This window comes from Bacteroides cutis (genome assembly GCF_900241005.1).
Classification (GTDB): Bacteria; Bacteroidota; Bacteroidia; order Bacteroidales; family Bacteroidaceae; genus Bacteroides; species Bacteroides cutis.
In genome coordinates this window covers 1-15423 of sequence record NZ_OEST01000002.1, presented here as the reverse complement: position 1 = coordinate 15423, position 15423 = coordinate 1, and the positions used below count along the sequence as shown (strand labels likewise).

Annotated in this window: 9 protein-coding genes and 3 tRNA genes; 7 read left to right on the top strand and 5 right to left on the bottom strand. The window is 43.7% G+C overall.

Annotated elements, in window-relative coordinates:
- Positions 1 to 19 precede the first annotated feature (19 nt).
- The 5 genes from C1A09_RS03995 (at position 20) to C1A09_RS03975 (ending at position 8016) form a co-directional block, all read left to right on the top strand.
- Positions 20 to 1096 carry a GDP-L-fucose synthase family protein gene (locus C1A09_RS03995; protein WP_101542469.1) on the top strand — a complete coding sequence of 359 codons (1077 nt, stop codon included), beginning with the start codon at positions 20 to 22 and terminating at the stop codon, positions 1094 to 1096.
- Positions 1089 to 3491, top strand: a complete 2403-nt coding sequence (locus tag C1A09_RS03990; RefSeq protein ID WP_101542468.1) for a TonB-dependent receptor — start codon at positions 1089 to 1091, stop codon at positions 3489 to 3491. The genes C1A09_RS03995 and C1A09_RS03990 overlap by 8 nt, the downstream gene beginning before the upstream one ends.
- Positions 3492 to 3582: 91 nt before the next feature.
- Positions 3583 to 5241, top strand: a complete 1659-nt coding sequence (locus C1A09_RS03985) for a long-chain fatty acid--CoA ligase (RefSeq protein WP_101542467.1) — start codon at positions 3583 to 3585, stop codon at positions 5239 to 5241.
- Complete coding sequence (locus tag C1A09_RS03980; protein WP_101542466.1) at positions 5238 to 6794, top strand: sulfatase; 1557 nt, start codon at positions 5238 to 5240, stop codon at positions 6792 to 6794. The genes C1A09_RS03985 and C1A09_RS03980 overlap by 4 nt, the downstream gene beginning before the upstream one ends.
- Before the next feature lies 1 nt (position 6795).
- Complete coding sequence (locus tag C1A09_RS03975; RefSeq protein ID WP_101542955.1) at positions 6796 to 8016, top strand: LA_2272 family surface repeat-containing protein; 1221 nt, start codon at positions 6796 to 6798, stop codon at positions 8014 to 8016.
- Positions 8017 to 8029: 13 nt separating this feature from the next.
- Here the strand turns inward: C1A09_RS03975 and C1A09_RS03970 are convergent, their stop codons facing one another.
- From C1A09_RS03970 to C1A09_RS03950, 5 genes are all read right to left on the bottom strand, one after another.
- Positions 8030 to 10018, bottom strand: a complete 1989-nt coding sequence (locus tag C1A09_RS03970; protein ID WP_101542465.1) for a fructose-1,6-bisphosphatase — start codon at positions 10016 to 10018, stop codon at positions 8030 to 8032.
- Between the two features lie 112 nt (positions 10019 to 10130).
- On the bottom strand, positions 10131 to 11795 hold the full coding sequence (locus C1A09_RS03965) for a putative transporter (RefSeq protein ID WP_101542464.1): 1665 nt from the start codon (positions 11793 to 11795) through the stop codon (positions 10131 to 10133).
- Between the two features lie 115 nt (positions 11796 to 11910).
- Positions 11911 to 11982 (bottom strand) — tRNA-Glu (locus C1A09_RS03960).
- A 15-nt stretch (positions 11983 to 11997) separates the two neighbouring features.
- Positions 11998 to 12070: transfer RNA gene (locus tag C1A09_RS03955), tRNA-Lys, on the bottom strand.
- A 6-nt stretch (positions 12071 to 12076) separates the two neighbouring features.
- A tRNA-Ser gene (locus C1A09_RS03950) sits at positions 12077 to 12163 on the bottom strand.
- Between the two features lie 259 nt (positions 12164 to 12422).
- Between C1A09_RS03950 and C1A09_RS03945 the strand changes: the two genes are divergently transcribed.
- Positions 12423 to 13766, top strand: a complete 1344-nt coding sequence (locus C1A09_RS03945) for an MATE family efflux transporter (protein WP_101542463.1) — start codon at positions 12423 to 12425, stop codon at positions 13764 to 13766.
- Between the two features lie 163 nt (positions 13767 to 13929).
- Positions 13930 to 14514: a Crp/Fnr family transcriptional regulator gene (locus C1A09_RS03940; RefSeq protein ID WP_101542462.1), complete on the top strand. Its 585-nt coding sequence runs from the start codon at positions 13930 to 13932 to the stop codon at positions 14512 to 14514.
- Positions 14515 to 15423 lie beyond the last annotated feature (909 nt).

Below are 15423 nucleotides of genomic sequence, written 5' to 3'. Positions count from 1 at the left end.
TTAACCGAATTAAACATCAATCATGGAAAAAAATGCCAAAATATATGTTGCAGGACATCGCGGATTGGTAGGTTCTGCCATCTGGAAAAACCTGCAAGAAAAAGGGTATACCAATCTTGTCGGCAAAACCCATAAAGAACTTGACTTGCTGGATGGCGTTGCTGTACGTCAATTCTTCGATAAAGAGCAACCGGAGTACGTTTTCCTAGCCGCCGCCTTTGTAGGAGGTATCATGGCTAATAGCATTTATCGTGCCGACTTCATCTATAAGAACTTGCAAATCCAACAGAATATCATCGGTGAAAGTTTTCGCCACAACGTGAAGAAATTGCTCTTCCTGGGTAGCACTTGTATCTATCCGCGTGATGCCGAACAACCAATGAAAGAGGACGTGCTCCTTACCTCTCCGCTGGAATATACCAACGAACCGTACGCCATCGCCAAGATTGCCGGACTGAAAATGTGCGAAAGCTTTAATCTGCAATATGGTACCAACTACATTGCCGTGATGCCCACCAATCTCTACGGTCCCAATGATAACTTTGACTTGGAACGTAGTCATGTGCTCCCTGCCATGATCCGCAAAGTGCATCTGGCACATTGCCTAAAGCAAGGCGACTGGGATGCCGTGCGCAAGGATATGAACAAGCGTCCGGTAGAAGGGGTAGACGGAAACAGCAATAAAGAAGAGATATTGAATATCCTTGGTAAATATGGCATCAACGAAGAAGAGGTAAAACTCTGGGGTACGGGAACTCCTCTCCGCGAATTCCTTTGGAGTGAAGAAATGGCGGATGCCAGCGTTTTCGTCATGGAGCACGTGGATTTCAAAGATACCTACAAACCGGGTGACAAAGATATCCGTAACTGCCATATCAATATCGGTACAGGCAAGGAAATCACTATCCGCCAACTGGCTGAACTAATCGTTGCCACTGTGCGTTATCAAGGCAAGCTCACCTTTGACAGCAGCAAACCTGACGGAACCATGCGTAAGCTGACCGACCCTGGAAAACTGCATGCACTGGGATGGCATCATAAAATTGATATTGAAGAAGGCGTACAACGCATGTACGACTGGTATATGAATGAATAAACTCAAGTATATTCCGGTATTACCGGCACTCATACTCCTATTGTGCGGCAGCCATGTAACTGCAACAGCTGCCGCCCCTGTTACTTATTCAGTCCACGGGAAAGTGATAGACAAACGTTCACGACAACCCGTCTCCTATGCAAACGTGATTGTTGTGGGCATATCAGGAAAAGGTGCTTCTGCCGACTCGCTCGGTATATTCCGCATCGAACAAATACCACCGGGGATATACCGTTTCGAAGCTTCGAGTTTGGGCTACACCACGGTGCAGACTCCCGAATACATTGTTTCCACTTCAACTCCATCTATCGAGATAGAAATGGAAGAGAACGAAAATCTGTTGTCAGCAGTTGTCGTCACGCCTTCTCCTTTCCGGCGGAGCATAGAAAGTCCGGTCAGCATGCAGGTCATCGGACTGCAAGAAATAGAGAAAAGCCCCGGAGCCAATCGTGACGTATCCCGTATTGTGCGCGCTTATCCGGGTGTATCCTTTTCCCCTATCGGTTATCGTAACGACTTGATTGTACGGGGTGGCTCTCCCTCCGAAAACCGTTTTTACATGGACGGGATAGAAATTCCCAATATCAACCACTTTACCACGCAAGGTGCTTCGGGTGGTCCAGTGAGTATCGTCAATTCCGACCTGATACGCGAAATTACATTCTACACCGGAGCATTCCCCGTCAACCGTTCCGGTGCGTTGAGTTCCGTTCTCGATTTCCGGCTGAGAGACGGCAATCCGGACAAACAGACGTTCAAGGCGACTATCGGTGCTTCCGAGGTTTCACTAAGCGGAGCGGGCCATCTGGGAAAACGTAGCACGTATCTATTCTCCGCACGCCAATCGTACCTTCAGCTCTTATTCAAGGTATTGGGACTTCCTTTCTTGCCCAACTTCATCGACGGGCAGTTCAAGCTGAAAACCAAGTTTTCCGAAAACAATGAACTTACCGTACTTGGTCTGGCAGGAATTGACAAGATGAAACTGAATACCGACGAGAAGGGTGAGGATGCGGAATATCTGCTCAGTTACCTCCCTACCATCTATCAAGAAACGTTCACTGTAGGAGCGGTATACAAGCATTATGCAGGGAAACATGTGCAAGCATTTACACTGAGCCATAATTATCTGAATAACCGTAACCTGAAGTATCGCAACAATGATAATTCTTCGGAAGACAACCTGACCTTACGCCTGCGTTCCATAGAACAGAAGACTACTTTACGTTTTGAAAACCAGACCCGCTTGGGACAGTGGACTTTAAAAGAAGGTGGTGAACTGACCAATTCCATTTATACCAACAACACCCGGCAACTGCTCTACAGAAATTCCGGCGAACTGTCGGTCTACCATACTTCACTCAATATCTTCGGATGGGGAGCATTCTTTGCTACGGACTATACTACAAAGGACAATCGCCTGTCTGCTTCCATCGGTATCCGTATGGATGGCAACACTTACAACCGGGAAATGCAGCAGTCGTGGAGACACCTCTCTCCCCGCCTGTCCGCTTCATATAAACTTTCGGAGCAGTGGACACTGAGCGGTAACGCAGGACTCTACCATCAACTGCCACCATACACAGCCCTGGGATTTAAGAACAATGAGGGTATCTATATAAATAAGGGCTTGAAATACATGCAGGTATTGGAAAGCAGTGTCGGACTGGACTGGCATCTGCATGACCGCATTATGGTTTCGGTAGAAGGTTTCGTCAAGCGATACAGCCGTATTCCGCTTGCGCTGAGAGACAATATTCCACTGACATGTCAAGGTAATGACTATGGCGTAGTGGGTAATGAAGCTCTTGCATCCACCGCCAACGGTAGAGCCTACGGTGTGGAAACCATGTTCCGGTGGCAAGTATCCGGTAAGTTTAATCTCGTTTCTTCTTTTACGTTCTACAAAAGTGAATATCGCAGCCACGCAGGAGCCGATTATATCCCATCGGCTTGGGATAACCGATTTATACTCAATATGAGCGGTACGTACAACCTGCCAAAGCGTTGGAGCATAGGCAGTAAATTGAGTTACATCGGCGGTGCTCCCTACACGCCTTACGATGAAGAGAAGTCATCGCTTGTAGAGGCATGGAATGTTCAAGGAAAACCTTATTACGACTACTCCCGCTACAATAAAGAACGGTTTCCCAACTTTACCCAGATAGATGTGCGGGTAGACAAATCTTTCTATTTCCGTCGTTATATGGTAGGCTTATATCTGGATTTACAGAACGTTACGGGCAATAGGCTAAAACAGCCAGATGTAATTATGAGTACGGAGATCATTGAAAATCCTTCGGCACCCATCAGTGAACAACGCTACAAAATGAAATATCTGAAACAGGAAAGTGGTACAATACTCCCCACGCTAGGAGTAACAGTAGAGTTTTAGCAAATTAAAGCTATTTTCCTTATAAAAGTTTGCATTCTATATATAAACCTTTATATTTGCACAAATTTCAACTAAATGTGCAATTAATATCATGAAACAAAGTTTTATTGCCTATATAGAAAACAGTATAAAAGAAAATTGGGACTTGGACGCTCTGACAGATTATAAAGGAGCTACCCTACAATATAAAGATGTAGCCCGCAAGATAGAAAAGTTACATATAATCTTTGAATCAAGCGGCATCAAGAAAGGTGACAAGATAGCTGTCTGCGGCCGCAACAGTTCACATTGGGGAGTGACATTCCTTGCCACACTGACATATGGCGCAGTAATCGTCCCTATCCTTCACGAATTTAAAGCGGATAACGTTCATAACATCGTCAACCACTCCGAAGCTAAGCTTCTGTTTGTAGGTGACCAGGTATGGGAAAACCTGAACGAAAGTGCCATGCCATTGTTGGAAGGTATTATGCTGATGACGGACTTCTCCATCCTCGTTTCACGCAGTGAAAAATTGGACTACGCGCGTGAACACCTGAATGAAATGTTCGGTAAGAAATATCCCAAGAACTTCCGTAAGGAACATATCGCTTATCATAGAGACCAACCGGAAGAATTGGCGGTTATCAACTATACATCCGGTACTACCAGTTACTCCAAAGGTGTTATGCTGCCTTACCGCAGTTTATGGTCGAACACAGCCTTTGCCTTCGAAGTGCTCCCGCTGAAAGCCGGAGACAAATTGGTATGTATGTTGCCGATGGCACACATGTACGGACTCGCATTCGAGTTCCTGTACGAGTTCGCCGTGGGGTGCCACATTTACTACCTGACCCGCATGCCGAGTCCGAAGATTATTTTCCAGGCATTCGCCGAGGTGAAACCGAACTTGATTGTAGCAGTGCCGCTCATCATCGAAAAGATCATCAAAAAGAACGTACTGCCGAAACTGGAAACACCAGCGATGAAGTTGTTGCTAAAAGTGCCTATCATCAATGATAAGATAAAAGCTACCGTACGTGAGCAGATGATACAGGCCTTCGGAGGTAATTTTGCCGCTGTCATCGTAGGAGGTGCCGCTTTCAACCAAGAGGTGGAACAGTTCTTGCGCATGATAGACTTCCCATACACCGTGGGCTACGGTATGACGGAATGTGGTCCTATCATCTGTTACGAAGACTGGACTCGCTTCAAACCGGGATCTTGTGGTAAAGCTGCTCCCCGCATGGAGGTGAAAATATTATCTCCCGATCCGGAAAACATCCCGGGCGAAATTGTTTGTCGCGGACCTAACGTAATGTTGGGTTATTACAAAAACGAAGAGGCTACCGAACAGGTACTCGATAAGGACGGTTGGTTACATACCGGTGACCTCGCCTTGATGGATACTGAAGGTAATGTGACCATCAAAGGCCGTAGTAAGAATATGCTTCTCGGTCCGAGTGGTCAGAACATCTACCCCGAAGAAATTGAAGATAAGTTGAATAACATGCCATATGTTGCCGAAAGTATCATCGTACAACAAAACGAGAAGCTTGTCGGATTGGTTTATCCGGACTTTGATGACGCCTTTGCACACGGACTTCACAACGAAGATATAGAACGTGTGATGGAAGAAAACCGTGTGGCACTGAATGCGGAACTACCTGCATACAGCCAAATTTTCAAAATGAAAATCTATCCCGAAGAGTTTGAGAAAACCCCAAAGAAATCAATCAAACGCTTTTTATATCAGGAAGCTAAAGGATGAGAAACAAACTATTATTATCCGCCGCCTTGTTTCCATTGTACGGAATGGCGGAAGAAGTATGCGATATGCCACAAGGCAGTGTAACGCATGCTGACAAGACACGTCCCAATATCATTTTATTCCTGGTGGACGACATGGGATGGCAAGACACTTCCCTACCTTTTTGGACACAACGTACCAAGTATAATGATACGTATCACACTCCCAATATGGAGAGGTTGGCAGCTCAGGGAAGAATGTTTACACAAGCATACGCATGTAGCATCAGTTCTCCAACCCGCGTCAGCCTCTTTTCGGGGATGAATGCAGCCCGTCATCGTGTCACCAGTTGGACATTGCGTAAAAATACTACCCATGAAAAACCGGATTCCATTATGATTTATCCAGAATGGAATGTAAATGGTATTTGTCAGGAACCGGGAGTGGAACGCACCACGCAAGTCACCTCGCTTGCACAATTGCTTAAAAATAATGGGTATCACACTATACATTGTGGAAAAGCTCACTTCGGTGCCGAAGGTACTCCGGGTGCCGACCCATTGAAGATGGGATTTGATGTGAATATCGCGGGACACGCTGCTGGTTCACCTGCCAGTTATTATGGTACGGAAAACTTCGGTAATAAGCCGGACGGTAAAAGTCCATTGGCTGCCGTACCCGGTTTGGAAGAGTACCACGGAAAAGATATATTCCTTTCCGAAGCTCTCACTATAGAAGCGGAAAAAGCATTGGACACCGCGCAGAAGATTGACAAGCCGTTCTTCCTCTATATGGCGCATTATGCCATACATACGCCCATACAGCCGGATATGCGTTTCTATCAGAAATACATCGATGCCGGATTACCTCCGGTGGAAGCGGCATATGCCACGCTTATCGAAGGAATGGACAAGAGCCTGGGAGATATCATGGACTATCTGGACAAAAATAACTTGACGGAGAATACAGTCCTGATTTTCATGTCGGACAATGGAGGACTTGCCGCCCACACACGTGCTGGACAACTGCATATACAAAACTATCCCCTGAACAGTGGGAAAGGTTCTGCCTACGAAGGTGGCGTACGTGAACCGATGATCATACGCTGGCCTGGTGTGGTTACTCCCGAAACAAAGTGTAACCACTATCTGATGATAGAAGACTTCTTCCCTACTATTCTCGAAATAGCAGAAGTAGAACATTATAATACCATCCAGCAGCGTGACGGTATCAGCTTTTTGCCTCTGCTCACCGGTAAAGGTAAAATGAAAGACCGTGACATCTATTGGCATTATCCTCATAGTTGGGGTCCTTCGGGACCAGGTATCGGCGCTACTTGTTCCATCCGTTCGGGCGACTGGAAGTTGGTGTATTATTTCGACAGTGGTAAACATGAGTTATTCAATATACCTGCCGATATCAGTGAAAAAAATGATGTGGCCGGAAAAAATCCGACGCTCGTCAAGAAATTATCACAGAAATTAAGTAACTATCTTCGGTCTGTGGATGCACAACGTCCCATATTACGTGCCACTCAACAGTTGGCGCCTTGGCCAGATGAAACTTTTAAATAACATGAAACGTATCTTTCTGCTCATTCTGCTTTCCTTGTTGTTTGCAGGGGAAATTTATAGTCAGAACAACATTCAGAGTTCCATAAAAGAGAGACACAACCACTCTCCTAAACAGCGTGTTCCACAAACAGATCATGGTCCTGTGGGTATCAATATTTCTCTTTGGAAAAATATCTCAACCCAACGTACAGATACCATAGGCAGTACTTGCTTCAATCTCGGTATTTTTTCATCCATGAACCGTTTGAATGGTTTAGGAATGAATGTTTTGAGTGGTGTGGTAGGCAGAGATATGAACGGCATGCAGATGGCGGGAATATCCAATATGGTGGGCGGTAGCATGCGAGGAGTTCAGATTGCCGGTATTACCAATGTCAACGGTAACAGTTTGAGCGGTGTATCCATATCCGGTCTGGTAGGTATTACAGGAAATTATGCACGGGGAGTCGTATTGTCCGGATTAGCTAACATCACGGGAGATAACAGCCGTGGTGTCATTATCGGTGGCTTACTGAATATCACAGGAGAAGAATCTGCAGGGGTCCAACTCTCAGGACTTGCCAATATTTCGGGAGGTAGTTTCAAAGGGATCAATATTTCCGGATTGTTGAGCGTAGTGGGTGATGATATGAAAGGGCTTCAAATAGCAGGTATAGGCAATGTAGTAGGCGGTACAGCTACCGGAATACAACTTGCTCCACTCAACGTTGCCCTCCATGCAAAAGGTCTGCAAATCGGACTTCTGAATTACTATAAAGAGAGTTTGAATGGTTTCCAATTAGGTTTAGTCAATGCCAACCCACAAACTAAAGTGCAACTTATGATATTCGGCGGTAATACCACTAAACTGAATGCGGCCGCCCGCTTCAAGAACAAACTATTTTACACCATTCTAGGTGCCGGTTCTCCCTATCTGGATTTCAGTGATAAGTTCTCTGCCGCTTTATTCTATCGTGCCGGATTAGAATTACCTCTTTATGAAAGATTGCACATCAGCGGAGATTTAGGCTACCAACACATCGAAACCTTCAAGAATAAGAACCACGGTTATCCCGCCCGTCTCTACTCATTGCAATCACGCATTAATCTTGAGTACCGATTGACGGATTATTTGGGTATATTCGTTACCGGCGGTTATGGATGGGACAGGTATTACAACAGAAGTTCCAACTATGACAAAGGAGTGATTGTAGAAGGTGGAGTGATATTGTTTAAATACTAAATAGCCATTTATCTCATTGTTTCTCTTTTATAAATCCCGTTCTATACGCTACTAGTAATTTTTTCAAGTCCTGGATTTGTGTCACAAGTACTTTGCCTTTATCCGTATCTTTCACCATCATACGCTGTGAATTGAACTCGATAACAAATGTGGTAGACTTAATATCCTGCCCTTCCTCTATTGCCTTCTGGCGACTTTGGAAAGGTTCGTGCTGTACCAGCTGCAAACCATGGGAATGATACACCAATGTATAACCCGCAATACCGGTTTCAGGCTGATAAGCTTTAGAGAAACCGCCATCAATCACCAGCAACTTACCATCGGCTTTGATAGGTTTCTCACCCTTAATGGTTTTTACAGGCACATGACCGTTAATGATATGTGAATGGGGTCCTGGTTCTACACCAAACTCAGTCAATATATTATCGCAGATATCCGCACGATTACGCAAAGTATAATAATACCCTTTAGTCTCTTTATGCAGCTCCTTATCGGCAACAAAGTAACGTTCAAAGGTAGCCATCTTATCCTTGTCGAATGATGGTGCATTAGGGCCACACCACATATACCAGACATAGTCCAAGGCAAACAGTTTTTCTTTAGAACCATCCTCATCGAAATAGGCTGTACGTATCAATTGATCAGTTTTTTGCAGCAATTTATACCCCCAATATTCCTTCTTTCCGATACGTACATGCTTAAAACTACCATCCTCATTCAGAGGTACGGAAGCATGATATAGCAGGTTACTGTTACAAACCAGATACATACCACCGTATGTAAACAGGCACCGCATATGTTTTTTCAACTTCTCACTATTCATGAACGAGGCATGGATCTTATCTACCAATTCCTTTTCCTCATCCGACAAGCGGTAAGGATCCGCAGGATCAACCGTCGGGAAGTTGGTATCACGCAACTCATATTCCTTACCTTCGTACATAAATACTCCACGCTCAAAATCAATCCTATGCAATAACTTCCGGCTTTCCATATTGAACTCAGGACGACGGCTGATGATATCCGCCTCCAGTTTCAGTTGAATAACCGTAATCGCCTTATGCATCTGAGTAATCAGACGCAACGTCTTTTCATTGTATTCCGAGTCGGCAAAATTCATCTTCGGAGCAAAGATTGTACAAGGATCATCACCGTATGTATCCATAGCAAACGTAGCAAGGGGTAACAGATTGATACCATAGCCATCTTCTAACGTTGCCAGATTGGCATAACGCATGGACATGCGGATAACATTGGCAATGCAGGCATTATTACCCGATGCAGCTCCCATCCACAAAATATCATGATTTCCCCACTGAATATCGAAGTTATGATAATCGCAAAGCGTATCCATAATGATATGAGCGCCCGGTCCACGGTCATAAATGTCACCAACAATGTGCAAAGAATCAATCGTCAGACGTTGTATCAAATTACACATGGCAATGATAAAATCATCGGAACGTTTTGTAGTAATAATGGTACTGATAATTACATTGATGTAAGCGTGTTTGTTCGGTTCTATACTCGATTCGTGCAACAACTCCTGAATAATATACGAAAATTCTGCCGGAAGTGCCTTACGTACTTTAGAACGTGTATATTTAGAAGAAACATTCTGGCAGACTTTCACTAATTGGTTCAAAGTAATCAGATACCAATCATCCAAATCTGTTTCATGCTCTTTTATCAATTGTAACTTCTCCTCCGGATAATAAATCAAAGTACACAGCTCTTTCTTCTCGCTTTCACGCAAGGTATGACCAAAAATCTCATTCACTTTCCGTTTCACAGCTCCCGAAGCATTCTTCAATACATGCTGGAAAGCCTCATATTCACCATGAATATCAGTGAGAAAATGTTCTGTACCTTTCGGCAAATTCAGAATAGCTTCCAAATTTATGATTTCCGTACTGGCATCAGCGATAGTAGGAAAACTACGTGACAACAGTTGCAAATAGCGCAGGTCACTAACAATACTTTCAGGAGTAATGGTTCCCATGATATTATTTACGATTTAACGATTTACAAATTACGATGAAAGTTACTTTATTTAAAATCACTCTGAAACTTTAATTCTCAACTTCCAATTATCAATCTCTTACTATCAATTATCAACCAAGCAAGAACATCAACAACACTTGCGCAATAATCACACGCAAAAACATACACAATGGATAAACCGTGGCATATGCCACAGACGGATTATCACCGGGTATCGTATCATTGGCATAGTTCAATGCCATCGGGTTTGCCATACTTCCACACAACATCCCCGCCATCGAACCGAAATCAATTTTCATTATCTTAAATGCGATGACACCCATAATCAACACCGGAATTACCGTCAGTCCGAAACCTATGGCAATCCACAGCAAACCTTCCGGACGGAATACCGTATCGAAGAAATGAGCACCTGCATCAAGTCCCAAACAAGCCAGATAAAGAGATAACCCCAGTGCACGTAACATCAAATTGGCGCTCCGTGTAGTATAAGTTACCATATGCATTCGCGGACCAAACGTACCGATAAGAATGCCTACAATGATAGGACCACCTGCCAGACCGAGTTTCACCGGAGCACTGATGCCCGGAATAGAAAATGGAATAGCCCCCAAAGCCAACCCCAATATGATACCCACAAACACTGCTACCAAATTCGGTTCTTTCAAGCTCTTGATGGCATTTCCTAATACTTTCTCCACATTTTGAATGGCAGCAGCCTCACCCACCACAGTCAAGCGGTCACCCAATTGCAAAGTTAATTCTGCCGTAGCCAGCAATTGTACACCACTACGGTATACACGACTGATATTAATGCCATAATGATTACGTAAATGCAATGAGCCCAACTTCTTACCATTTAACTCAGGACGCGTCACAACAATACGCTGCGAAATCAATTGGCTGTCAATAGCATTCCAGTCGATATCCTCCTTATTCCAATCGGTATGTTCCTGTTCACCAAAAAGTACAGTCAGCGCAGGCGCATATTTTTCGGAAGTGATAACCAGCAAACGATCACCCTCCTTTATCACTTTTTCGGAAGTCGGGATACTTACATTACCATCCCTCCACAAGCGGGAAATCACAAATTTCTGATAACTTAAACTTGCTATCTCTTTGACACTTTTATCAAAAATAGCCGGATTGTGCACCTGAAAGGCAGCAATATAGGTTTTATTCTCGTCATCTTTCTCTTTGAGTTCCAAATCTTCCTTACGTGCCAAAGCCTTACGGATAGCCAACACAGCAAGAATAACCCCTACCACACCCAACGGATAAGCCACTGCACATCCCAATGCCGGAGTACTGGCTTCCAACCCCATTTGCTTCAACGTTTGCTGAGCCGCACCTAACGCCGGCGTATTAGTCGTAGCTCCACAAAGTATACCAACCATATTGGGCAAAGAAATGCCAAATCCGTAACTACCCAGTACTGTGAGCAATGTACCTATCAGCACCACGCCCAACGCCAACATATTCAGTTGTACTCCTCCTTGACGGAAAGAACTGAAAAAGCCCGGACCAACTTGCAGTCCCAACGCATATACAAATATTACCAATCCGAAACTTTCCGCATAGTTCAACATCTGTGGATTAATGGACAACCCAAAATGCCCGGCAAGGATACCTGCAAAAAAAACAAACGTCACACCGAGAGATATACCACAGATATGCACTTTACCCAGTCCCAATCCGATAGCGGAAATTAATGAGAGTACCACCACCGCCTGTAAAGCGGAATGTTCGACAAACAAACTATATAGCCAATCCAATGTTTTACAGTTTTACCGTTTATGCCTGCAAAGATAGGAAGTATCCTTGTAGGTTGAAAATAAAAGCATAAAAAAAGCGGTCACCCCATTAAGGTAACCGCATTAATATCGTTTGTAGTGGATACGAGAATCGAACTCGTATTGCATGCGTGAGAGGCATGTGTCCTAACCGTTAGACGAATCCACCGACTTTCCGGTTTAGTACACCCTCAGGGATTCGAACCCTGGACCCACTGATTAAGAGTCAGTTGCTCTACCAACTGAGCTAAGAGTGCAAAGAGCGGAAGCTGGGGGATTCGAACCCCCGGTACGGTTACCCGTACGTCAGTTTAGCAAACTGGTGGTTTCAGCCACTCACCCAAACTTCCTTTTTATTAACCAACATTCTTCTCAAATGCGGTGCAAATGTATGGCAAACTTTTGGACTTTGCAAATCTTTCTCACATATTTTTTTAAGCATTTTCCGATAAAAAGAGGTAACACATTAACAGTCAAATTCTAATAGGAAGAAAAAAATGAGAATTTACAAATCATAAATCTACAAATTCCTATTTCTTGATTTGTATCAATCCTTCTTCTTTCCTCTTTCTGTACCTTTGCGCGATTTTTCATCACAGCACGTTCCAAATGATACAACAGGAAAGTTTAAAGAAACGGCTTGCCAAACTGGCAGCCCCCATCTTTATAGAAACACTTCTCATCATGATGCTCGGTGCAGTCGATACCATCATGCTGAGCCGACACTCAGACAACAGTGTTGCCGCCGTAGGTGTCGTCAACCAGATTATCATGCTTACATTCCTAGTATTCGAAGTCATAAACCTCGGCACTTCCGTACTTTGTTCCCAATACTTGGGTGCTAAACTACAAAAGAAGGTAGTACAAGTTGTAGGTGTCTCTATCATCGTCAATCTGGTGGTCGGAATCATTGTCAGTCTGCTCCTGTTTTCCTGTGCCAATCCCATTCTCCGTCTGATGGGGCTCACTCCCGAACTGATGCAAGACGGTCTTGACTATATGCGTATTGTAGGTGCCTTTGCTTTTTTCCAGGCACTTTCACTCACTCTCTCCGCCTCTTTACGTAGCGCCAACAAAGCTGTATATCCCATGTTAGTAACTGTTGTTATCAATATCCTTAATATAATAGGTAACTATTCACTTATTTTCGGGCGATTCGGTTTTCCTGAAATGGGTGTGGAAGGTGCTGCCATTTCCACAGCTTTCAGTCGTGGTGTATCGATGTTACTCCTATTTATCATCCTGTTCCGCAAACATATTCACCGTTTTCCGCTTGCCTACTTTCGCCCGTTTCCATGGATGGAATTGAAAAACTTGATGAAAGTCGGATTACCTTCCGCCGGAGAACAATTATCGTACAGTTCATCTCAGGTTGTCATCACCTTCTTTATCAATATGCTGGGAGTAGAAGCACTCGCCACCCGTACCTATTGCGTCAATATCATTATGTTTGCCTACCTGTTCAGCATCTCGATGGCACAGGGCGGTGCCATCTGCATCGGACATCTGATAGGCGAAAAGAAACCGCATGCAGCCTTTCTGATGGGTAAATACGTCATGAAAAAATCTGTGATGATAACCGTTATACTCTCATGCATCCTCGCATTTTTCGGTCATATCATCTTTAGTTGGCTCACTTCCAATCCCGAAATCATACACATGGGCGTCACTATTCTATTCATCGATATAGTTCTTGAAATAGGCCGCCCTATCAATATTTTCGCCACCAACGCCCTGCGTGCGGCAGGCGACGTCAACTATCCGTTCTATGTCGGGTTGGTTGTGATGTGGAGTATAGCGGTCGGCCTCGGTTATCTTTTCGGTATCCCTTTCGGATGGGGTATCTGTGGCATGTGGGTGGCTTTCTTACTGGACGAAAATATCCGGGGGATCATCTTTGTACATCGATGGTACAGTATGAAGTGGGTACATAAAGGCTTCATTAATTACTAATACAAAAAACATCTTTTTTTGCACCGGAAACTAAAAATAGTATACTTGCGTCATCATACGCAATATACTTCAATATGGCAAGCTTTAATTCACAATTAGTAATCAGTAATTAAACAAAACCTCTATCTTTGCAGGTAAAACGAACTTTAACCGATTTGGCTGTATGGATACACTATTAAAGGAAACTGTAGATGCTGCCGTTAATTCCCGTTATCCTGGGATGGCTCCCGAAGGTAGAAAACAGATAGAAGAAATTCTTATCCGTAAAGAGGTACAAAAAGGCGAGATCCTGCTGAAAGAAGGGCAAGTCAGCCACAATATGGTTCTCGTCGGTAAAGGTATGTTGCGACAGTTCTATTACAAAAATGGAAAAGACGTTACCGAACACTTCTCTTACGAAGGTTGTATCATCATCTGTATTGAAAGCACGCTGAAGAAAGAGCCAACCCACCTCATGATCGAAGCCCTTGAAGACAGTGTAGTCTATCTGTTGCCTTACGACAAGCTGATGCTCCTCACTGAAGTTTCCTGGGAAATCAACATGTTCTATCGCAAAATACTCGAATATTCACTCATTGTCTCACAAATAAAGGCTGACTCCTGGCGGTTTGAAACGGCACGCGAACGCTACACCCAACTGATGCAGCACCAGCCGGAAGTCATCAAACGAGCGCCTTTATCCCATATCGCATCCTATCTGCTGATGACGCCCGAAACACTGAGCCGGGTACGTTCGGGCATACTGTAGGCCACCCATCCCTGTCTAAAACTCCGGATACCGGTAACATAATCTGTATTTCCATGAAAAACAGAAAAAAACGGTTATCTCTACGGGCAAAATATAGGGTTCTTTGCATGGTGAGCGGTAAAACCGTAGGTGGTCAAGCGTTATTTTGCCGGATTATCCGGGGCTAAAAAGGGCAACGGATAAGTAGCAAATCTTTCTCTTAGCCCTTCATTATCCTACATTTTAACGATTTGGAAAGGTATATAAGAATTTGGCTTAACTCTCCTCAATACCAAACACTTACTTTATTTATCCAAATTTTGCCGTTTTTTTGCGAGTTTTAGTATCTTTGAACCATTGGAAACAACGACACAATTCTGAATAAGCGTCACCAATAGTTGTGATTTGCTTTCATTTTAGTATCTTTGAACCATTGGAAACAACCCATAGCATTAAACACATCAAAAGCTTCAAGTTGTGATTTGCTTTCATTTTAGTATCTTTGAACCATTGGAAACAACTACGGGAAGGCTTATTCCGCAAGGTTTTTAGTTGTGATTTGCTTTCATTTTAGTATCTTTGAACCATTGGAAACAACTGGAAATTGTGATTTATCTGAAATTGAGAAGTTGTGATTTGCTTTCATTTTAGTATCTTTGAACCATTGGAAACAACCGTATAGAAAGTATATTAGGTACACAGATGTTGTGATTTGCTTTCATTTTAGTATCTTTGAACCATTGGAAACAACCTATCAATTCATTAGTACATCCACGGAATGGTTGTGATTTGCTTTCATTTTACACTACTGTCCAAAGAAATTACCCCATAGGTTCAGTTGATCTGAATCGGAATCATTCATCGGACGTTTTGGTTTAATAAACAGTTCGCCTAAAGGCTTCCTCTCAAAGAGTACTTTGCCGACTACGG